This window comes from Brevibacillus reuszeri (assembly GCF_002897295.1).
Classification (GTDB): Bacteria; Bacillota; Bacilli; order Brevibacillales; family Brevibacillaceae; genus Brevibacillus; species Brevibacillus reuszeri_A.
Genome location: NZ_BEXF01000008.1, coordinates 35,114 through 55,753, shown reverse-complemented (window position 1 = coordinate 55,753; position 20,640 = coordinate 35,114). Strand labels below are relative to the sequence as shown.

Below are 20,640 nucleotides of genomic sequence, written 5' to 3'. Positions count from 1 at the left end.
GTTTAGCCCAACCGTTCCGCCATGATGGAAATCGCATTCAGAGCTGCTACTGTTACCGGGCTTCCGCCTTTGCGCCCGATGTTTGTGATGAATGGAATGTCCAGCTTCGCCAGCTCTTCCTTGGACTCTGCTGCGGATACGAAACCAACAGGCATCCCGATAACCAGACCTGGCTTCGCTTCGCCTTCTTTTACCATACGAATCAGCTCCAAAAGGGCTGTAGGCGCATTCCCAATGCAGAAGATACCGCCGTCTGCTTCCTTGATCGCTTTGCGCATCGAAATGATGGCGCGCGTCGTATTTAAACGTTTTGCTTCCTCCATCACATCACGGTCAGAGATGTACACCTTTACCTGACCGCCGAACTTTTCGATACGGTTTTTACTGATGCCGACTTGCACCATTTGCACGTCCGCTACGACGATTTTCCCGCTGCGAATCGCTTCAATCCCTGATTTCACCGCATCCGGGTGGAATACGAGACTGCGGCCCAGATCGAAGTCAGCAGATGCGTGGATCACGCGTTGAACAACCGGATATTGTTCTTCTGTAAACGGATGCTCGCCCAGCTCATCCGTAATAATTTGAAAGCTCATGTCCTCGATCTCTTGCGGTTGTACGGTCATCGGTTTGAAATCCGTTTTGAAATCCATGATTTAGTTCCTCCAGTCGTTTTTTCGTACGTGATTACAACGATTTATTGAACGGCCTCTCCCAGCTGTTTTAGCACACTGTCGTAATCGGAAAACTTGGTTCCGTAGTCGATCTTCGGACGGCCGATAACGATTGTCTCGATGCCCATTTCCAGTGCCGCTTCTACCTTTTCATCAAAAGCGCCTACTTTTCCGCTCTCTTTGGTGATCATCAGTGTCACCCCGTAATGATCGTAGAGCGCTTTGTTCAATTCCTTGGAGAAAGGTCCCTGCATCGCGACGATGTTTTTCTGCTCCAGACCAAGCTCCTCGCATTTTTCCATATTGTCTAGTCGTGGCAGCATCCGCGCTACCAGTGTCGTATCAGGCAGGCCCAACAGGCGATCCGTAAAGGTTTTCAAAGTCTTGCTGCCAGTCGTCAGCATGATGACGCCCCGTTTGTCAGCGGCAAGCTCAGCTGCCTGTACATAATCCTCGACGACAATCAGCTTTTCACTGCCGGGCGAAGACAAGCTTTCCCGTTCGTAGCGAATGTAGGGGACACCAGCACCCTTGGCACCTGCCATCGCATTTTTGGAGGCTTCCTCAGCGAAGGGATGGCTGGCATCTACCACGCATTGCACGCTTTTCTCAACAATCAATTGCTGGATATCCTCAGCAGTCAAGCGTCCTACCTGAACAGGCACACCTGCCTCCTCCATGCTTTTGGCAGCATTGTCAGTCACGACTGTCGTCAACAGATCGTATCCGCTGTCTTTGATCAAAAGGGCCAGCTCGCGTGCATCGCTCGTCCCAGCCAGTACCAGAATCATCCTAACGTCCCTCCTACTTGGTTACGTGGTCATGCTTGTGGTCGTGTTTGTGATCATGATCGTGGTCATGGTCATGGCTGTGATCATGGTCGTGATGATCGTGTCCGTGGTCATGATCATGGTGATGATGGTGCCCATGATGATGGTGGTGATGCCCATGCTCATCGTCATGGTGGTGATGGTGATGGTCGATATGCTCCATCGCTGCCAGTCTGTACTGACAGGTATCGCAGTTGAGCTTCACTTCGCCATGCAGAGCTTCTTCGACACGGTCCTTAAGCACTTCTTTTAAAAGCGGATGGAAACCGAAATACTCAGCCATCTCAAACTGTGCTTCTGGATATTGCTCCCGGAATTTTTCGAGCTGATCGCTCATCCGCTTGATCAGCACTCCCGTAAACAGGAAGTACGGCAGCAGCACGATGCGTTTTGCCCCCAGCTTCAGGCAGCGCTCGACTCCTTCATCGTAGAGCGGATAGGTCACACCCATAAATGCAGTCTCTACCCATTTCGCCTTGTAGCGCTCCCAGAACAGTCGGGACATTTTGTAAATGTCGCTGTTGGCATCTGCGTCACTACTGCCGCGTCCGATCACGAGCACAGCCAGATCCTCATGCTCCTCACCGGAAGCAAAGCCGGCTTCCTCCATACGCGTCGTCAAAATGTTGATCACTTCATCGTGAATACCGATAGGACGTCCATAGATGAACTGTACATACGGATGAAGCTCCTTCGCCTCATCAATCGCCGCTGGGATGTGAATTTTGGCATGACCTGCGGAGAACAGGATGATCGGAATAACAGCTACGCGTGTCGCTCCACGCGCTACACATGTATTCAGGCCCGACAGCATGTCAGGACGTGCGAACTCCAAAAAGCATGTTTCGATAATCGGAACATCCAGCTCAGGTGCGAGTGAGTTTACAAACTGGCGAATCTCTTCATTGCCCTCTGGGTCCTTGCTTCCGTGACCTACGAATAATACTGCGTCCATGGTAGTTCCTCCTCATCTTCTTATCGGTTATGGATAAATGGATTGAGCTTAGTCTCCGCAAGCCGCGTTCTCGATTTCTTCTTTGGCAGGCTCGCGCCATTTGTAGCCTTCGATTACCCCCACGCGTTGGAAATACTTGTGGAACCGCTCATTCGGGAATGCCTCTTTTTTGAACCGTGCAACGATTCGCTCGACGAGAGGCACAATTTCTTCTTTTGGAATCCCTTCCGCTACCTGAAGACCTGAGTGAGCGTTACGCCCGACCGTTTTGGCACCGAGGAACAGGTCAAACTTGCCTTTGCGAAACACGATTCCGATATCTTCTTGTACAGCTCTGTAGCATGCCATCCCGCAACCGTTAAAGCCGATCTTTACTTCCTTTGGCATTTCCTTGCCGCCCAGCTTTTGCGCCAGCTCCTCCGCATAAGGGATGCTGTCCTTTTTCTCCCCGTCGCAGAAGTCGCACGCCTTCACCTGCAAAACATCCCCGATTGGGCTTAAAATCAATCCCAGCTCGCGCAGTATTCCCGTCACACTCTCAGGGTTGGATGTAGGAACACGCAAAATCATCTGGTGATGCGGGGTGTATTCGATCTCCCCTTTTTCACCTGCCACTTCGGCGATCGCCATCATCTGCTGCGGCGTGATTTTTTTGTTTGCCACACCTGGGCTTATCGCGACTTCAAAAATCATTTCCGGTTGAAACGAGGACGCTGAACGAATTGCTGTTTTCGCAGCTGGCTCAGAGGCAATTCCTTTTGCTGCGTTGATTGCAGTAAGTGCTTGCATCGCCCAGTCAAATGGGGCTGGCTGCGACTTTGGAGCCGCTGCTTCTTCCGTTACAGCTGGTGGCGCTTCCAGCACAGCTGTACCTGTAGCCGAGCTTGTCGGAGCCGTTTTTGCCGGTTCTGCATCGACCATCACGGGTCTATCCTTTGCAGGGGCAGCAGAATTTGCTGGTGCGGACGCGAGCGTATCGTTTGCTGCCTCCAGTGACCATGGCTCATTTTCTACCCGCAAGCGCTGATGCGGCTTCAGTGGCTGCTCATCAGCCGACAGCGTGTATTTGCGCTGGTATCCGCGCGGCGTTATCATTTTGCCATCGTATACAAATGTGGACGTATTCCCAATAATGACGGTCGTCAGCATGCCGATATCATGCTCCAGCATTTGCGCCAATGTCGTAATGACGACGTGCTCACGCTCCCGAAAGGCACTTTTGACGATACCGACCGGAGTATCTGGCGAGCGGTATTGAAGCAGAATTCGCTGTGCTTCTACGATTTGGCGAGTCCGTCGACCGCTGCGCGGGTTGTACAAGGCGATCACAAAGTCAGCCATCCCTGCCGCATCAATCCGCCTTTCGATCAGCTCCCACGGAGTCAAGTGGTCACTCAGACTGATCGTGCAGGCATCGTGCATAATCGGTGCTCCGAGAATCGCACCACAGGAGTTGATCGCGGAAATCCCCGGCACGATTTCAATTGGTACGCCTGTCGCCTCTGTCCAGCCTTTTTCTACGAGCACCTCATAGACCAGACCTGCCATCCCGTACACACCAGCGTCTCCACTGGAGATAACGGCTACCTTTTTTCCTTCCTCTTCGGCTTGACGAACCGCTTCGCGCGCACGCGTCACTTCCTCGGTCATCCCTGTACTTACAATTTCCTGATCCGTCAACAGTCCACGGATCAAGTCCACATACGTTGAGTAACCAATAATTACATCACTTTCCTGAATCGCTTCCCGAGCTCGTTTGGTGATATGCTCAAAGCTCCCCGGGCCAAATCCGATCACAAACAATTTGCCGCTCATAAGGTCCTCCCCCTTTTGCTCACACGCTATCTATCATTGCTGCAATGGCTATACATACAACCAGACAAAGCAACGAAACGAAATACATCATATGGACCGTCGACTTAATATCCTGCGCTCCAAGCGGTCTGTGCGGGTCCCCCAGCTTCGCCCGATTGGATGACACTCCCTGGTAGTAATTGAGTCCGCCTAGCTGGACACCCAAAGCACCTGCTACGCCAGCTTCAGGCAAGCCGCTGTTGGGACTTGGGTGAAGATGGGCATCACGGCGCATCATCGCCCAGCTCTGCTTCCAGTCCAGCCGCATCAAAAAGCTCACTACAATCAAAAGCCCTGCTGTAAGTCGTGCTGGTATGTAGTTCAATACATCATCAAAGCGGGCAGATGCCCAGCCGAGATTTACATATTTTTCATTCTTATAGCCGACCATCGAATCCAACGTATTCGCGGCTCGGTAAGCCATCGCCAGCGGAGCACCACCGATCGCGGCATAAAATAATGGGGAGACGATCGCATCCACAATATTTTCCGCTACGGTTTCTACAGCTCCACGGCAAATTTGTGGTTCATCCAGCTGCTCGGTATCCCTGCCCACGACCATGGATAGCGAGTGTCTCGCCGCTACCATATCGCCAGCGAGCAGATGACGGGCAATCTCCATCCCTGCATCCGCGAGTCCTTTGGTCGCGATGGTCGTGGACAACAGCCAGGCTGCCAGCGCCCATGAGAGCAGCGGATGTACGAATGAGGCACCCCACAATAGGAGCCACACCGCAATATAGCTGCCTGAAACGATCAGGAGCGGAAACAGTATACCTGCTATTTTCAGATGTGATTCCCGCTTGACGACTGCACGAATGACACGCTCCAGTCGTGTAATCCACCAGCCCATAATGACGACGGGATGGGGCAGGCTGCGCGGGTCGCCCACTACCCTGTCAATCAGGTAGGCAGCACAGAGTATCCATATTTCAGTCATGTTGTCCCTCTCTCACTTCTACAGGGAATCTTGTATCAGCCGCTGCCCATCCCATCTCATAAGCAGTGCCTCCCCATGCTTCAATCCATCCATTTTCCAGTAAGCACTCGGGTCTTGATGTACCCACGCTGCCTGGACCCAGCGGATCACTCCGCCGTGTGTCACGATGACAACCGTTTCAGCTTCCTCTGGCTCCGAATCCCGCAGTATCCCTTTTAGCCATTCGTCCACCCGATTGCCCAGCTTCTCCAAGCTCTCTCCCTGTGGCGGACACTGCCTGTAGGGGTCTTCGTACCACCTCGAAGCGCGCTCGCTATCCCTTTGCATAATCTCGTCATAGGTCAAAAGCTCCCATTCCCCAAACGACAATTCACGCAGGGCAGGCACTGTCATCACGGGCAGCTGCCATCCTGCCGATAACGACTCTGCTGTCTGGACACAGCGAAGCAGGTCACTTGTATACAATGCTTTGGGAAGCTCGATTATGTTCAGGAGTCGAGACGCCAGCTCCAATGCCTGCATTTTTCCGTGCTCATGTAGCGGTACATCACTGTGTCCCAAATATCGGCTCTGTCGATTTATTTCCGTTTCGCCATGCCGGACCCAGATTAATCTCATGTCCACCAGCTCCCCACAAGTACCAGGAGCATCACAGCCTCACTGCTTTCGATGACGGCTCCGTAGCAATCTCCGTTTAACCCGCCAAGCTTTTTTGCAACCGAACGAGAAAACAAAAGAGCAAATACAAGTGATAACACAATGGCTGCAACTACCTGCCAGCTGCCAAAAAACCATCCAGCCCCGAGCAAAAGCACATAGCTGACGATAATGGAAAAAGCCGAGAGACCTTCACTGATTCCTTTTCCAATCCCTTTGTCGGCGGATATATAAGGCCACAGGCGAATCGATAGCAATACGTGCGTACGGGCGGCAAACGGGACAAAAAGCAGAAACATTCCCCAGCCGGGATGTGCCAGCTCTGCTACACCCCCAGCTTTGATCAGAAGCAGCAAGATCGCCGCGATGACACCCATCGCACCCACGCGGCTGTCCTTCATGATCGCGAGCACCTGCTCACGCGGCCTGCTGCTGCCAAGCCCATCCGCCAAATCCATCCAGCCATCCAGGTGAAGGCCACCTGTTACATAAACCCAGGCACCCAGCGTCAAAATGGCAGCGAGCCACGGACTAAACAAGTGCACACCCGCCTGATGCACACCCCATAGCAAAAGCCCGATCACTACGCCGACAGCCGGATACCAGTTGACACTCTTTTTCCAGGCAGCTTCAGATGGTCGCAGCCACGGAACCGGAATCCGGGTAAAAAAGGCGATGGCGTGAAAAAATGCATTCATCCCTTGATCCTCCACGGTATTCCAGACAAGACGGCATAGACGACATCCGCTTGTCGCGCACTCATCTGGTTGACGTCGCCGAGCACATCAGCGAACCATCTTCCCAAAAGGTTCATGGCGACACCACCCAGCCCTACCTCACTGGTGACAGCGATAACGGTTTGACTGGATGCTTGAACCTGCCCCAGCCAAGCCTTTGCTTCCTGCAAAAGAGCCGTTGTATGCTTCTCGCTGCGCCATTCTTCTTCTGCAATATTCATTAACCGATTGCTGACCCAAGTCGAGAGACAGTCAATCAATACAACATCGTACTCTGCACTTACGTCTACATAATCAGATAAGCGCCCGCCTACCTCGACACAGCCCCATTCGCTTGGACGACGATTTTTGTGCAGCTCGATTCTGGCACGCATTTCGTCATCCCATGCCTGGCCTGTCGCAACATACAGAACTCGTCTACCTGATTCTGCCGCCAGTTCTTCGGCAAAACGGCTTTTTCCTGAACGGACACCGCCTGTTACTACAATCAGACTCAAGCGTGTCCACTTCCTTCCTCCGTGACCTCGCGCAGTGCAGCAATCAGTCTTTCGTTCTCTTCTCGGCTGCGGACTGCGATACGCACATCATGCTCAGTCAAGCCCGGATACATGGCACAGCTGCGAATCAGGATTCTTCTTTTGCCAAGCCGCGCTTGCAATTGCTCTGCTGGCAAATGCTTCGGTGAACGAAGCAAAAGAAAGTTTGCTTCACCGGGCCATACCTTCCACCCGAGCTCGTGCGTAATGATTTCCGACAGGAACGCTCGCTCCTTGGCAACAAGTGCGCGTGTTTTTTCCTCGTACTCGCGCTCCCGCAAGCACAGTTCACCTGCGAGCAAAGCCAACGAATTAACACTCCAGCTCACCTGTTTCCCGCGCATTTGCTCAATCACCTCTGGATGGGCGATAGCATAGCCGAGACGCAGACCCGGAATGGCGTACATTTTCGTCATTGAGCGCATCAGGATGACCCGCGGATACTGCTCCAGCTGTGTCGCTAGCGTAAATTGCCGCTCCGTTGCGACAAAATCAAGAAACGCCTCATCCACAATCAGCCAAGTGTTTGTCTCGGTGGACCACTGCGCGATTTGCACAAGCTCATTTGGCTCGTACAAAATCCCTGTCGGATTGTTCGGAGACCCGATAAAAACCACATCAGTCTGTTCGAACAGGTCATGCAACTCGTTTTGATCAGGCTTGTAGCCATTTTCCTCTTTTCCATAGCAGCCGATCACACGCGCGCCAAACTGCTTGGAAAGCTGCTCATATTCCGAAAAGCAAGGATACACAACACCGACAGTTTGCGGCTTGAGTCCCAAAATTGCCAAAGCCATCGCCTCTGCGGCACCATTCGCGGGCAATAGCCACTCTTCACCGAGTCCCAGGCGCAAAGCAAGAGCCCCGCGAAAGGAACGATGTCCCGGATCAGGATAACGAACGATTGCAGACAGCGAAGCCAGCAGCATCTCCGTAACGCTAACTGGCATTCCCAGTGGATTGATATTGGCACTGTAATCGAGGAAATCGCCAGGGGCTACACCGAAGCGCTGGGCTGCCGACAGCAAATCTCCGCCGTGCCCGTAGGTCTCGAGTATACCCATTAAAATTCAACCCCCAGCACAGCTGGAATCCCCTCATCGTAGTAATGCTTGATCGGCTTCATTTCGGTAACCAAATCCGCCATGTCCATAATCTCTTGTTTGGCACTGCGCCCTGTAATTACGAGGTGAATGTGGCGCGGACGATTCTGGATCGTCTCCAGCACCTCGGCAAGCGGGAGCACATCATCGATTGGGAAACGATCGATCGCCAGGGCATTGTTCAGCTCATCCAAAATGACGACATCGTACTCGCCGCCCATCAGCTTTTCGCGGGCAAAGCTCCATGCTTCCTTCAATGCTGCCCGATGCTCTTCTGGAGTTTTTGTCCATGTAAAACCGACACCCTTTTGCACGATCTCGATTCCAAGCCGATCAAAAATGATCTTTTCTCCATACGTGCGTTCTGGTGACTTAATGAACTGAATCATCAATACTTTTTTTCCACGGCCGGTCGCTCTCACAGCCAGCCCGATAGCTGCTGTCGTTTTCCCCTTGCCATCACCCGTATAAACCAAAAGCAAGCCTCGCTTTTTGTCTTGCTGACTCAACAAAGCCACCCCCTCATCGAAATAAAAAAACGCCTTGTTCTCCCCTTATCGTGTAAGGAAAACAAAGCGTGTGGATAGCATACTTCACCGATCCTCACCTCTTCCTTTAACCCGAAGGAATGCAGTGCAAAAACAAGAACAGGCAGGTCTCCTGGCTTGAGGATCATCGCTATTCTTCTCCTTCCCGCACCCTTGTGGGCAGTGGATGGCGCCGTTGCCATGAAGAATAGCTACTCTCTTACAGTGGCGGGACCGCGTTGGTTTTTCACCAATCTTCCCTTTTAACCCTGCTACCGGGAAAAGCTTTTTCGCAGTAACAAGGACCTGTTTGTATCGTATTCAATTCATTTTTCATTCTATGACAAGCACTTGTTTTAATAATAGCAAATGCTGGTCGGGATTCAAGCAAAAGCTGAGGAACAAACAAAACTGGGGTGTAAAGACACACTTTACTATCACGAAATTATCATATTGCAGAAAATTAAATAAAATTGCAATTTACTAAAAATCATTTTTCGGCTACGATATTGCCAAAGCCATCCAAAGGAGGTGAATTTTATGGTATCTCCCCCAATCCCGAAACTATCAGATCATGTTCTTCCCAGCACGCTTCCGGTGAGAGAATGCGGCGAGGAAATGGTCCCGCTCTCTACTCTATCAGCAAGAATCTCCGTTTATCCAGCTTACTACGCCCAAGGGTATGCGGGGACAACACCAGAAGCATACTTGCGAAAGGAAGCAGCCCGAAGACTCGCTTCCGCTGCCGAACAGCTGCCCAGCGGCTATGAGCTGGTTGTACTGGACGGGTGGCGTTCCTTTGAGGTACAGGCATCCCTTTATGAAGGCTTTCGTCAATCATTGCTTTTGCAGGGCTGGCAAGACGGAGCTACTCTCGCCGAAGAGCTACGCAAATTTGTCGCCCCTCCCACAACTGACATTACAAAGCCGTCTCCTCACCTCTCAGGAGGAGCTGTTGATCTGACTATTGCCGGACCAAACGGCTGGCTGGATATGGGTACGGACTTCGATGATTTCACAGAAGCTGCTGCGACCAGGCACTATGAAGAGCTGTCACAGCCGACTGAAAATGAAATCGCAATCCGCAACAATCGCCGTCTGCTCTACCACCTCATGACCAGCGCTGGCTTCGTCAACTATGCAAAAGAATGGTGGCATTTTGAATACGGCACCCGCAGCTGGGGACAGCAAACGCACCAAAAACCGATCTATGGCGGCATCTTGTCCATGGAAAAAATAATAGTTGAATAAATAGAATTTTTGCAATATATTAAAAAATAATTAAATATAATAAATTTGGGGGGTCGAATTCTTTGAAGCGTAGATGGTCTTTTTTATTCACTACCCTTCTGCTAATCCTCACCATGCTGACCGCAGCTTGTAGCAGTACGCCCGCAAGTCAATCCCAAGGCGAAACAAAGCCGGCGGAGAACAAACCGGCAGAGCCCGCACAGGCAAAATCTGCAACTCCTGCTGACACTCTGTTTGTAGGCATCACAGCCGACCAAGGCACACTGGATCCCGCCGTCACCTTCGACAACAGTGCCTGGAAAATCACCTACCCTACCTACCAGCGTCTCGTAGAGTACGATGGCGGCACCACCGAAGTAAAGCCTGGCTTGGCAAAAGAATGGAAGGTAAGCGAGGACGGACTCAGCTGGACGTTCACTCTTACCGAAGGAAACACTTTTGCTGACGGAACGCCTGTAACGGCTGAAGCAGTCAAATTCACCTTCGATCGTACACTCAAAATCAAAAAGGGCCCGGCTGATGTCTACAACGTGATTAAAGAAGTGAAGGTAGACTCGCCAACAAGCGTTACATTCGTTCTCTCGCAGAACTTCCCACCGTTCCTCTCCACACTCGCTGCTAACTATGGCGGTATCGTCAATCCGAAGGTGATGGAAAAGGAGCAAAACGGTGACCTAGGCCAAAACTTCCTCGCGAACAACACCATGGGCAGTGGCCCTTACCAACTCTCTGAATGGAGAAAAGGCGAGTACATCAAGCTTTCTCCAAACCCTAACTCCTCAGTCAAACCCGCACTTCAAAACATTTTCTTTAAAATCATTCCAGACTCAACAGCACAGCGCCTGCAGCTAGAGCAAGGCGAGCTCGATATCGCCGAAGGCATCCCGAACGAACAGCTAAAAGCAATTAAAGATCAGCCAAACCTGGAAGTTTTGCAGCAGCCTAGCCTGTTTGTGGATTACATCTATGTCAACTCCACAAAAGGCAATCCAGCCCTGCAAAATCCAAAGGTACGCCAGGCGCTCAGCTACGCGATCGATTACGACGCGCTGACCGAATCTGTACAGGAAGGCTTCGCTACCCAAATGCGCGGACCGATTCCAAAAGGTCTGTGGGGTCACGACGAATCCGCCCATCAATACAAGCGCGATGTAGAAAAAGCAAAAGCATTGCTGGCTGAGGCAGGTGCGACAAACCTGAGCATCGACCTGCTGTACTCCGACAACAAAGCATGGTGGGAAACAGAAGCTTTGACCCTGCAAGCCTTTTTCTCTGATATTGGCGTCAAGCTGAACCTGAAAAAAATCGCGTATGCAACCTCCCGCGAAATGATCGATAAAGGCGAATTTGATCTCGCCATGGGTGTATGGAGCCCTGACTTCGGTGATCCGTACATGTTTATGAACTACTGGTTTGATTCCAACAACTTCGGTCTCGCCGGCAACCGTGCCTTCTATAAAAATGACAAGGTGGACGAGCTGGTTCGCAAAGCCGCGTCTATCAACGATAAAGCCGAGCGCGAAAAAATTTATCAGGAAGCCCAAAAAATCGTGATTGATGAAGCGCCATACCTCTATCTGTATCAAAAGGATTTCTTGCTTCCGGTAAGCAAGTCTGTCAAAGGCTTTGTTTACAATCCGATGCTGGAGGGCATTTACAACCTGGCCGAAATGTCCAAATAAAGCCGCTTGAAGGAGTGCTTTCCTCATGAGACAAATCATCGTCAAACGACTCGCCATGCTCGTCCTGGTCCTTTTGGGAGTGACGCTCATCACCTTTTTTCTCTCGCACGTCATCCCTGGCGATCCGGCACGAATGATGGTGGGGCAGCGAGCCAGTGAGGAAACACTGCAGGAAGTCCGCCGTCAATTGGGCCTAGACCAACCGGTCTGGGTCCAATATTTTACCTACATGGAGGGACTTGTTGCAGGTGACTTTGGCAATTCCATTCGCACACAACAGCCCGTCGTCGATGATCTGATCAAATTTTTCCCTGCTACACTGGAGCTTGCCTTAACTGCCTTTGTCATTGCGATTGTGATCGGGATTCCGATCGGGATTCTCTCCGCTGTCAAGAAAGATACGAACTGGGATCATGCCGGACGCTTTTTCTCCATTGCCGGTATCTCCACCCCCGTTTTCTGGAGTGGTCTGATCGGGATTTTGCTTTTTTACAAGTTCTTCAATCTGTTGCCTTCCAGCGGACGTATTGATTTGATGATTACGCCGCCCCCTTCTATTACTGGGCTCTATTTGCTGGATAGTCTGTTGACAGGCAATTGGGCCGCATTTACGAACAGCTTGTGGCATCTGATTTTGCCTGCTTGCACACTTGCTTTTGCCCAGCTCGCTATCGTCACCAGGCAAGTACGCGCGAGTATGCTGGAGGTTCTCAGTCAGGAATACATTCGAACAGCTCTAGCAAACGGAATACACGGACCTGTGCTGTTATTCCGGTACGCCCTGCGAAATGCTCTGATTCCTACGATTACGGTTGTCGGTCTGTCGTTTGGCTCACTTTTGGGTGGAGCCGTCGTGACCGAAACGATTTTCAGCTGGCCGGGCATGGGCAAATATGTCGTGGAATCAATCGCCTTTCTCGACTTCCCGGCAATCATGGGCTTTACCTTTGTCATCTCGTTCGGCTACGTAATCATCAATTTGCTCGTCGATCTCACTTATTACGCGCTTGATCCGCAAATCAAGGAATAGAAAGGGGGCCAACTTGTGTCTGGTATAGCTGCGAAAACGGAAAATGGAAGAGCAGTGACAGCAACGAAAGCGGTCAACCCCTTTTGGTACAAAATCCGCAGAAACCCACTGACTCTCTTTGGTTTGTTGCTTCTTTTGACTATTTTGGTGCTGTCTGTATTCGCACCGTTAATCAGCCCATATGAGCCTACCAAAATCAATATCGCCGAGCGCTTTGCTCCACCAAGCAGCGATCACTGGTTTGGCACAGATGAAGTAGGCAGAGATATTTTCACCCGCATCCTGTACGGCGCTCGTCTCTCTCTCGGCGTAGGGGTAGCGGTCGTATTTGGTGCAGGACTTATCGGTACCATTATCGGCTCCATCTCCGGTTATGTCGGAGGAAAGCTGGATCAAGTCATTATGCGCTTTATGGACATCGTGCTTGCTTTTCCTTCGCTCGTTCTGGCCATGGCAGTCGCAGCTACACTCGGTCCGAATTTGCAGAATGCAATGCTTGCCATTGCGATCATCAAAATTCCGGTGTATGTGCGTCTGGCCCGCGCCGAAACATTATCTTTGCGTGAAAAGCTGTTCGTGAAAGCCGCTGTCACGTTTGGGATCAAGCCTTGGCGCATTATCGCACGCCATATCATTCCAAATGCGCTCTCACCCGTCGTTATTCAGGTCACACTGGACATTGGCGACGCGATTCTGTTAGTGGCCACTCTAGGCTTCCTCGGCTTGGGTGCACAGCCTCCGACCCCAGAATGGGGAGCAATGATCAGTATTGGTTGGAAATATCTGCTCGACTATTGGTGGTATCCGACATTTCCTGGACTGGCACTGTTCCTTGCTTCGTGCGGCTTCAATCTGATCGGTGATGGAATTCGGGATATTCTCGATCCAAAAGCAAACCGTTCATAAAAGGGAGGGCAGCCGTATGCTGCTGGAAATCAAAAACTTGACGGTTGAATTTTCATCCATGCAGGATAAGATCAAAGCGCTGCAAAACGTGTCTATCTCCATCAAACAAGGAGAAATCGTAGGGATCGTTGGCGAATCTGGCTCAGGCAAGTCCGTAACGGCCCTGACCATACTTGGACTTTTAGAGAAAAATGCTTCGATTTCATCAGGCTCGATTCACTATAAAGGAAGAAACATCTTCTCTCTCGAAAAGAAAGAATTGCAGGCACTTCGTGGCAAAGAAATCGGAATGGTTTTCCAGGAGCCCATGACTGCCTTGCACCCGACGATGCGCATTGGCGATCAGCTCGCCGAAGTGATTCATCGCCACAGAAAGATTTCCTATAAAGAAGCGTACCAGCAAGCCGTACTCAGTCTCGCGGAGGTACAGATCAACGAACCGCACCTCGTTGCCCGCAAATTTCCGTTTGAGCTGAGCGGAGGGATGCGGCAGCGGGTCGTCATCGCACTCGCCATGTCCGCCCCGCCTGATCTGTTAATTGCTGATGAGCCTACGACCGCCCTGGACGTAACCATTCAAAGCGAGATTCTAAAGCTCATGCAGGACCTTGCTGCAAAGCGCGGCACCTCGATTATGCTCATCACACATGACTTAGGAGTCGTTGCACAGGTCTGCCAGCGTGTTGTGGTGATGTATGCCGGAGAAGTCGTAGAGACAGGGACGACAGAAGAAGTTTTGCAAAAGCCGCAGCATCCCTATACCAAGGCATTGATTGGTGCCCTCCCCGATCTGGCGACTCCGGATCAGCCGCTCCTGGCTATCCCTGGAGAATCACCTGATTTGCGGAACAGGCCACCTGGATGCGTTTTCGCTTCCCGTTGCTCCCGCTCCCTGCCCATTTGTGTAGAGGACCATCCTAGTTTGGAGCTTGCACAGGTGGGATCAATTACACATGAAGTATCGTGCTGGGGGAGGGAAACCGGATGAATCCATTGCTAGAGGTATCAGGAGTTAGCAAGGAATATAAAAAAGGCGCGCAAAGCTTTCTCGCTGTTTCACAAGTCGATTTTTCCATAGCCCAGGGTGAAACGTTTGGACTAATCGGGGAATCAGGGTCAGGGAAAAGCACGCTGGGAAAAATGATCACTGGTCTGGAGCATCCCACAAGCGGCTCTCTTCTATATAAAGGAAGTCCGCTCTGGCAAGGCAGCAAATTTTCCAGACTGCAGCCAGGAGAAATGCAAATCGTCTTTCAGGACCCGCAATCCTCCCTGGACCCACGCATGCGGATTCAAGCGATTATTACGGAACCATTACTGGCACTCCCACCTGCCGAACGGGCAGCAAAGGCGAGTACGGAAAAACTGCATGCCCTAATTACCCGCGTAGGTCTGAAAGTGGAGCATTTGAATCGTTATCCGCATGAATTTAGCGGTGGACAGCGCCAGCGCATCGCGATCGCCAGAGCACTTATCACTGACCCCACCTTTGTTGTGTTGGACGAGCCAACCTCTGCACTCGACGTTTCTGTTCAGGCACATGTCCTGAACCTGCTGCAAGAGCTAAAGCGCGAGCGCAATCTTACGTATCTATTCATTTCTCACAACATGGCTGTCATCCGTTATATGTGTGATCGCATGGCCGTCATGAAACAGGGACGGATCGTTGAAACAGGAAGCGTCGCGGATATTTTTTCTCATCCCGAGGACGCGTACACGAAATCACTGCTGTCCTCACTTCCGAGTCTTTACGCAAAGAGGGTTGATACGACATGTTTAACGGAGCAGAACTTAGAGAAATCCGTAAACAAAAGCAATTAACGCTACAAAATCTCGCAGACAAGACCGGTTTGAGTATGAGTCTTCTCTCACAGATTGAACGCGGATTGGTAGACCCCACTGTGGGTACCTTTTGGAAAATATGCTCCGCTCTTGACGTTCCGATCAATCACTTTTTCCGACTAAAGGACGACCATGAGCCTCTGATTCGTAAAGGCATGCATAAGATTATTCAATTGAAGAATACGATGACGAAATACCATGTGCTGACCCCCCTGCAAGAAGGAAAAATCGAGTTTTTGTTGATCGAAATTGAGCCCGGTGAAACACTAGAGCAGGAGCAAATCTCTCATTCTGGCGAAGAATGCGGCTATATTTTGCAGGGAGAATTAAAGGTGCTGCTGGCAGAGAGGGAATACCATCTGTACGAGGGCGACAGCATTGGGTTTAGTAGCACCGCACCGCATCGATTTATTAATCCTGGAAAAACCGTATCGCTTGCGATTTGGGCGCGGGCGACGTAGAACAGTAAAAAGCCAGCTCAACGTAGCTGGCTTATCTAATCTACATAATCTATAAAAAATCAGCCATGATGATCTCGGTGTCAAAAGGCGTGATTCCAGTCTCCAGCGAGAAAACGGTATCTGCGTTTTCTTCCTGATCAGTTCGTGTACCTCTCGCCTCGACGTGAAGCGAAAACAGCTCATGGAGCGTTGGCTTTACTAGCGTGGTCAGTGCTTTCCCCATCCATTGCATACCGCCGCTGTTTGCCTCTACATTGTTGACAAAGCGTGGGTGTGAGCGCAGGGCAACATCTGTCCAGATCACTTTGCGTTCTACCAGATCGAGTATGACTGGAATACTGATCGAAGTATTGGAAGCGAGATCGACCTTGTCCTGAACAGTCTGCGGTTCAAAAATTTCTCCTGACTGCGGCTCTGTACGGATCATCCAGCCTGCATAGCATTCCGGCAAGTCGCAATACGGCTGATTGGTAAATGAATTCAGCGACATCACGACATACCTCCCGCCATACCGGATGATGGACTCCATATCCAAGTCAATAAATTCACAAGCGCCATTAGGAGCTTCCACGATATCCCCGCTATGGTATGCCTGATACTTCGCTGAGCGCAAATTGGTATAGGAGATATGCTCCAGGTACTTCCATTTCGCATTATACAGCACTGCTGACAAATCCACATCCACGCGACCTGTTGGCATACCGTTTACTTGTCCTTCTCTCCACCATGTAAAAAAGCGGATGGTTCCACCCTCCGGGATCGCTATTCTGGAGCCGCGAACTAGCGTACGAAGCGCCTTGCTCGCTGAACGCTGGGAAAACGGGACGAGATGCTCGTGAAGGCGCGGATCAATAAAGACTTTTCCGAGTGGTGGCAAAGCTGCAAACCGCTGCATTAGCACCTCGCGGCAAATCGTTGCCGCTCTTTGCCGGATAGGTTCCTCCAGACTCACAAGCGTATTTGGGATCGCCTGTACTTTTGCCACTTCTCCTTTTGGAAAAAAGGTCCGCCATTTTCCGTAGGCTTCTCTTTTTACGAAATGATTCATTACCTGTAGCAGCACGGGTGTGGATACAGATGCAGCGATTTTTGCAAATGACTCCAGCACAACTTCCCCATTTTCAGATATCCGAAGCAAATGGTCCAATCTGCGGGCGAACTCCCCCGGCCGCTGACCGAGGAGCTGCACAGCCGCAGCTACATCCCCATATACCAAGGCTTGCTCGACCTTGCTTCCCATCGTCTCGATTTTATGATTGTTGCGTAAGGCGTCAAACGCTTCAGCCGTTTTTGGGTACCGATCCTGATACTCAAATGGGTGCAAAATTTCTCCGAGACGAATCCAGCGGTTTTTGTAGCGCAGCATATCTTCGATTAGATTGGGACTGGCTTCAAGCAATCGCAGGAGCAAGCGCCTTTCAGAGCGTCTGAATTTGCGAAATTTGGTCGGTGCAGCCAAGCTCACATCCCCATCAGACAGCGCTACCGCAATTCGTAGCACGTCGGTCGCTGTTTTGCAGTAATTCGCAAAAAAATCAATAGGAAGCTTGTCATGCTTTAGCAATATACTTGCTACGATAGCGACATTTTCTTTGTGCGGGATTTCCGGTGGCAAGGCTTCTGCAATTCCAGTACACTCCTGAAGCAATACTTCCAAATCCTCTTTGTCTTTCACAGATAATGAGCTTTTCGCACGCAGCAGATTCATCCCAACCTGCAAAAGCTCTTCATCCGTTCCCAGCTCGATCAGCTTCAGCCGGGATTCCTTTAACAGCGGCAGTCTTTTTTTCACCTCATGTACAGGCAGCTTCCATGTCAAATAATGACGTATTGCTTGCAGATAAAGCTCTCCATCGTTTGCTTCCATTACCTGCTTGGGAAAATTCGGATACATCGGCTTGAAGCGTCTGGATGCTCCTACCTTTTCCTTGAGTACAGATACGACAGTGGAATACAACGCGAAAAACTCGCCTTCTGATAAAGTCCGGATTCTCTCTAACAGCTCGAGAGAAAACGTATAACCAAGACTCTCAATGTTACGCAAGGCCGCAGCCAAATATGAGACAGGCAGATCATTGCTACCGTGCTCTACCACAATTTTATTTTTCCGCCAAAGGTATACTTGATTTTTCATAAGAGCTAGCACCCATCCATTCTTCGTTACAGTAGCAGCCTGGCTACGGCCAGTCCTCTGACCGAGCCCCGGTTGTACGTAATTTGGGTAAAAAAAAATCAGGAAAGTAGTACCCCTAAGCTCATTTGGATTAGAAGGAAGGTGTACAATAGCCTGATTTTTTATGAATTTTGTTATTTTTACCCATTTTACCGCTTTTTTGGTTGTACGTAAAGTGTTGTTATTTTAAAATTATTTTAATTTGATATTGATTATAATTACTTCTCATGCTACTTTAATACCAGAACCTTACATATTTGATTGCTCAAACGAGGAGAGATTACGATGACAGCACGTATTGGACTTCCTACACCTGATTTTACGATGGACACCGTTACCTTTGACAATGGCTTTCCCCTGCCAAAAAGCCTGGTAGACTATCGCGGCAAATGGCTTCTTTTGTTCTTTTACCCGTTTGACTTTTCCAAGGTGTGCCCAACGGAAATTTTGAGCCTGAACCGGCGAATCAAGGAGTTCACCGACCTGAATGTCGAGGTGCTTGGCGTAAGCGGCGACAGCATCCACACCCATAAAGCATGGATGAGATCCAGCGAAGGAATCGGTCCACTTTCTTTCCCACTCGCTTCTGATTATGGCAAGGAAGCCACTCTCGCCTACGGTGTATTGGACGAAGCAAGCAAAGCACCGCTGCGTGCGAGCTTCATCATCGATCCAGAAGGCGTCCTGCAATACTCCGTCATATCCAACTCCAAAGTAGGTCGAAGTGTAGATGAAACTATCCGGGTGATCGAAGCACTTCAATCTGGCGGCTTGTGCCCGATGGATTGGAAGCCTGGACAACAAACGATTTCTACAACGTAAGACATAAAAAAAACAAGACGCGGGGGCATGTGATTGCCACCCGCTTTTTTGTTCTGAGCCACCTGCTTTACCTCGACACCGCCGGATACGGAAATAAATCCACCACCCGTACACTTTCTCCGCTCTCGTTTGTAAACACGACATGCTCTCGCCGCAATTCTCGTGGACTTTCCAAGCCACAGGCCGCGGCCAATGAAAACAAGCCTTCTCGCAGCTGCAAAATGTAGTTCATAACACGCCACTGTTTTTCTTCAGGGGCAAGCGCCTCCTGGTATTTGGAGTCGGTTGTCGTAATCCCTGTCGGACACTTGCCTGTATGGCATTGCATAGCCATGATACAGCCGTTAGCCATCATAAATCCGCGTGCCGAGCTGACGCAGTCTGCGCCCAGCGCAAGCGCAATCGCTACCTTGTCTGGTGTAACCAGCTTTCCGGAAGCGAAGATTTTGAAGCGATCGCGCACACCGAACTTCCTCGCTGTATCGTCGAGGATAATTAAGGCTGGATACAGTGGCAGCCCCATGCCATCTGCCATCGCCTTGAAGGTTGCACCAGAGCCACCCTCTGAGCCATCTACCGTAATAAAATCTGGATAAATGTCCAGCTCCAGCATGCTGGCAAAGAACGGCTCGAGTCGCTTTGGATCACCCACAACAATTTTTACCCCGACAGGCTTTCCCCCCGCCTCCTGCAACGTTCCGATGAAGCGCAATGCTTGCTCGGGATTGGTCAAAAACTCAAAGCGATTGGGTGAATTCACCGTCTTCCCGACAGGAACCAATCGGGCAGCCGCTACCTTCTCCGTGACCTTCGTACCTTCGAGATGTCCACCCCTAATTTTGGCGCCCTGATGAAACTTCAGCTCGAATGCCTTGATATTTGGGATCTCAGCCTTGCGCTTGTACTCTTCTATGGAAAAATGGCCCGTATCGTCCCGGAAGCCAAACATGCCTGGACCGATCTGCGAAATGATGTCCACCCCAGTAGACAGGTGCACCTCCGCCACTCCGCCCTCCCCGGTATTGATCCACGAGCCGCCAGCCATATGTGCTCCGCTTCCAGTAGACAAAATATAGTTTTCACCGACTGCCCCATACGAGGTCGCGGATGCACCGAACATGCCCGACAGCCGCCACGGATGCCGACGATTTTCGCCAACCACAATGACATCCGTATCATGCAAAAGCCACGGCGATACTTCCCCCGATATGAATTTTTCCCTCCGCGTGAACAAACCTTCATCTGTAATGACATACTTTTTTCCTGGAACAGTCTTTTCATTATTGACCCGCAGCTCACTTGTCAATTTGGGAAACATGGCATTGGACAAATAAAAACCGGGCTTCTCGTAATCCCGTCTGCCGCCAAATGAAATCAGATCCGTCCGGTATTTTGCTGCATAGACAAGACCGACAAAGTCCGCACGAGAAAACGGCTTTCCCTCCGTATCGTTGTCAAACCAATACTGACGGAATTCAGGTCCGAGCTTTTCAAGCAAGTAGCGAACCCACCCCAAAAACGGATGAGAACGAATGATGGAATGCTTCGGCTGCTTCGACAACATGTACATATAGCTAAAAAAGACCAGCGGTGGCAAAACAATTATGATCAGTACAATGACTAACAAAATCGTGTTTGTCATCTTACCACTCCCTCCCGT

The 20,640-nt window shown here is 50.6% G+C and carries 20 protein-coding genes and 1 riboswitch; of the genes, 8 read left to right on the top strand and 12 right to left on the bottom strand.

Going from position 1 to position 20,640, the window contains the following annotated elements; all coding sequences use genetic code 11:
• Positions 1-2: 2 nt before the first annotated feature.
• Genes C3B52_RS14450 through cobO form a run of 10 tightly spaced genes read right to left on the bottom strand, consistent with a single transcriptional unit; the run spans position 3 to position 8,795 of the window.
• Complete coding sequence (locus C3B52_RS14450) at positions 3-653, bottom strand: precorrin-8X methylmutase (protein ID WP_103106866.1); 651 nt, start codon at positions 651-653, stop codon at positions 3-5.
• A gap of 44 nt (positions 654-697) precedes the next feature.
• Positions 698-1,465, bottom strand: coding sequence for a precorrin-6A reductase (gene cobK / locus C3B52_RS14445; RefSeq protein ID WP_103106864.1), 768 nt, complete (start codon positions 1,463-1,465; stop codon positions 698-700).
• Between the two features lie 13 nt (positions 1,466-1,478).
• The gene (locus tag C3B52_RS14440; protein WP_103106862.1) at positions 1,479-2,459 is read right to left on the bottom strand and encodes a sirohydrochlorin chelatase; all 981 of its coding nucleotides are present in this window, start codon (positions 2,457-2,459) and stop codon (positions 1,479-1,481) included.
• Positions 2,460-2,507: 48 nt separating this feature from the next.
• Positions 2,508-4,274, bottom strand: coding sequence for a precorrin-3B C(17)-methyltransferase (gene cobJ / locus C3B52_RS14435; protein ID WP_103106860.1), 1,767 nt, complete (start codon positions 4,272-4,274; stop codon positions 2,508-2,510).
• A gap of 19 nt (positions 4,275-4,293) precedes the next feature.
• Positions 4,294-5,253, bottom strand: coding sequence for an adenosylcobinamide-phosphate synthase CbiB (gene cbiB / locus C3B52_RS14430; protein WP_103106858.1), 960 nt, complete (start codon positions 5,251-5,253; stop codon positions 4,294-4,296).
• An 18-nt stretch (positions 5,254-5,271) separates the two neighbouring features.
• Entirely contained in the window at positions 5,272-5,871 is a 600-nt protein-coding gene (locus C3B52_RS14425) for a histidine phosphatase family protein (protein WP_103106856.1), read from the bottom strand.
• Positions 5,868-6,608, bottom strand: a complete 741-nt coding sequence (gene cobS / locus C3B52_RS14420) for an adenosylcobinamide-GDP ribazoletransferase (protein WP_103106854.1) — start codon at positions 6,606-6,608, stop codon at positions 5,868-5,870. Before cobS ends, C3B52_RS14425 begins: the two co-directional genes overlap by 4 nt.
• Complete coding sequence (gene cobU, locus C3B52_RS14415) at positions 6,605-7,144, bottom strand: bifunctional adenosylcobinamide kinase/adenosylcobinamide-phosphate guanylyltransferase (protein WP_103106852.1); 540 nt, start codon at positions 7,142-7,144, stop codon at positions 6,605-6,607. Before cobU ends, cobS begins: the two co-directional genes overlap by 4 nt.
• On the bottom strand, positions 7,141-8,247 hold the full coding sequence (cobD, locus tag C3B52_RS14410) for a threonine-phosphate decarboxylase CobD (protein ID WP_103106850.1): 1,107 nt from the start codon (positions 8,245-8,247) through the stop codon (positions 7,141-7,143). The genes cobU and cobD overlap by 4 nt, the downstream gene beginning before the upstream one ends.
• The gene (gene cobO, locus C3B52_RS14405; protein ID WP_103106848.1) at positions 8,247-8,795 is read right to left on the bottom strand and encodes a cob(I)yrinic acid a,c-diamide adenosyltransferase; all 549 of its coding nucleotides are present in this window, start codon (positions 8,793-8,795) and stop codon (positions 8,247-8,249) included. The genes cobD and cobO overlap by 1 nt, the downstream gene beginning before the upstream one ends.
• 124 nt (positions 8,796-8,919) lie before the next feature.
• Positions 8,920-9,138, bottom strand: a riboswitch (cobalamin riboswitch).
• Between the two features lie 215 nt (positions 9,139-9,353).
• Here cobO and C3B52_RS14400 point away from each other — a divergent pair.
• The 7 genes from C3B52_RS14400 to C3B52_RS14370 all read left to right on the top strand — a co-directional run bounded on the left by C3B52_RS14400 (position 9,354) and on the right by C3B52_RS14370 (position 15,985).
• On the top strand, positions 9,354-10,064 hold the full coding sequence (locus C3B52_RS14400; RefSeq protein ID WP_103106846.1) for a M15 family metallopeptidase: 711 nt from the start codon (positions 9,354-9,356) through the stop codon (positions 10,062-10,064).
• Positions 10,065-10,126: 62 nt separating this feature from the next.
• Positions 10,127-11,746, top strand: coding sequence for an ABC transporter substrate-binding protein (locus C3B52_RS14395; protein ID WP_201264889.1), 1,620 nt, complete (start codon positions 10,127-10,129; stop codon positions 11,744-11,746).
• A gap of 25 nt (positions 11,747-11,771) precedes the next feature.
• A complete protein-coding gene (locus tag C3B52_RS14390; protein WP_103106844.1) occupies positions 11,772-12,776 on the top strand; it encodes an ABC transporter permease in 1,005 nt (334 codons plus the stop codon).
• A gap of 15 nt (positions 12,777-12,791) precedes the next feature.
• Positions 12,792-13,682 (top strand): ABC transporter permease subunit, encoded by an 891-nt coding sequence (locus C3B52_RS14385; protein ID WP_103106842.1) that lies wholly within the window; start codon positions 12,792-12,794, stop codon positions 13,680-13,682.
• 16 nt (positions 13,683-13,698) lie between these two features.
• A complete protein-coding gene (locus C3B52_RS14380; protein WP_103106840.1) occupies positions 13,699-14,670 on the top strand; it encodes an ABC transporter ATP-binding protein in 972 nt (323 codons plus the stop codon).
• On the top strand, positions 14,667-15,503 hold the full coding sequence (locus tag C3B52_RS14375) for an ATP-binding cassette domain-containing protein (RefSeq protein ID WP_103106838.1): 837 nt from the start codon (positions 14,667-14,669) through the stop codon (positions 15,501-15,503). The genes C3B52_RS14380 and C3B52_RS14375 overlap by 4 nt, the downstream gene beginning before the upstream one ends.
• Positions 15,455-15,985, top strand: a complete 531-nt coding sequence (locus C3B52_RS14370; RefSeq protein WP_049737237.1) for a cupin domain-containing protein — start codon at positions 15,455-15,457, stop codon at positions 15,983-15,985. Before C3B52_RS14375 ends, C3B52_RS14370 begins: the two co-directional genes overlap by 49 nt.
• 49 nt (positions 15,986-16,034) lie before the next feature.
• On the opposite strand, the gene C3B52_RS14365 is transcribed toward C3B52_RS14370, so the two are convergent.
• The gene (locus C3B52_RS14365) at positions 16,035-18,119 is read right to left on the bottom strand and encodes a TerD family protein (protein ID WP_103106836.1); all 2,085 of its coding nucleotides are present in this window, start codon (positions 18,117-18,119) and stop codon (positions 16,035-16,037) included.
• Between the two features lie 324 nt (positions 18,120-18,443).
• On the opposite strand from C3B52_RS14365, the gene C3B52_RS14360 reads away from it, so the two are divergent.
• Entirely contained in the window at positions 18,444-18,980 is a 537-nt protein-coding gene (locus tag C3B52_RS14360) for a peroxiredoxin (protein WP_103106835.1), read from the top strand.
• Between the two features lie 67 nt (positions 18,981-19,047).
• On the opposite strand, the gene C3B52_RS14355 is transcribed toward C3B52_RS14360, so the two are convergent.
• Complete coding sequence (locus C3B52_RS14355) at positions 19,048-20,622, bottom strand: FMN-binding glutamate synthase family protein (protein ID WP_103106833.1); 1,575 nt, start codon at positions 20,620-20,622, stop codon at positions 19,048-19,050.
• Positions 20,623-20,640 lie beyond the last annotated feature (18 nt).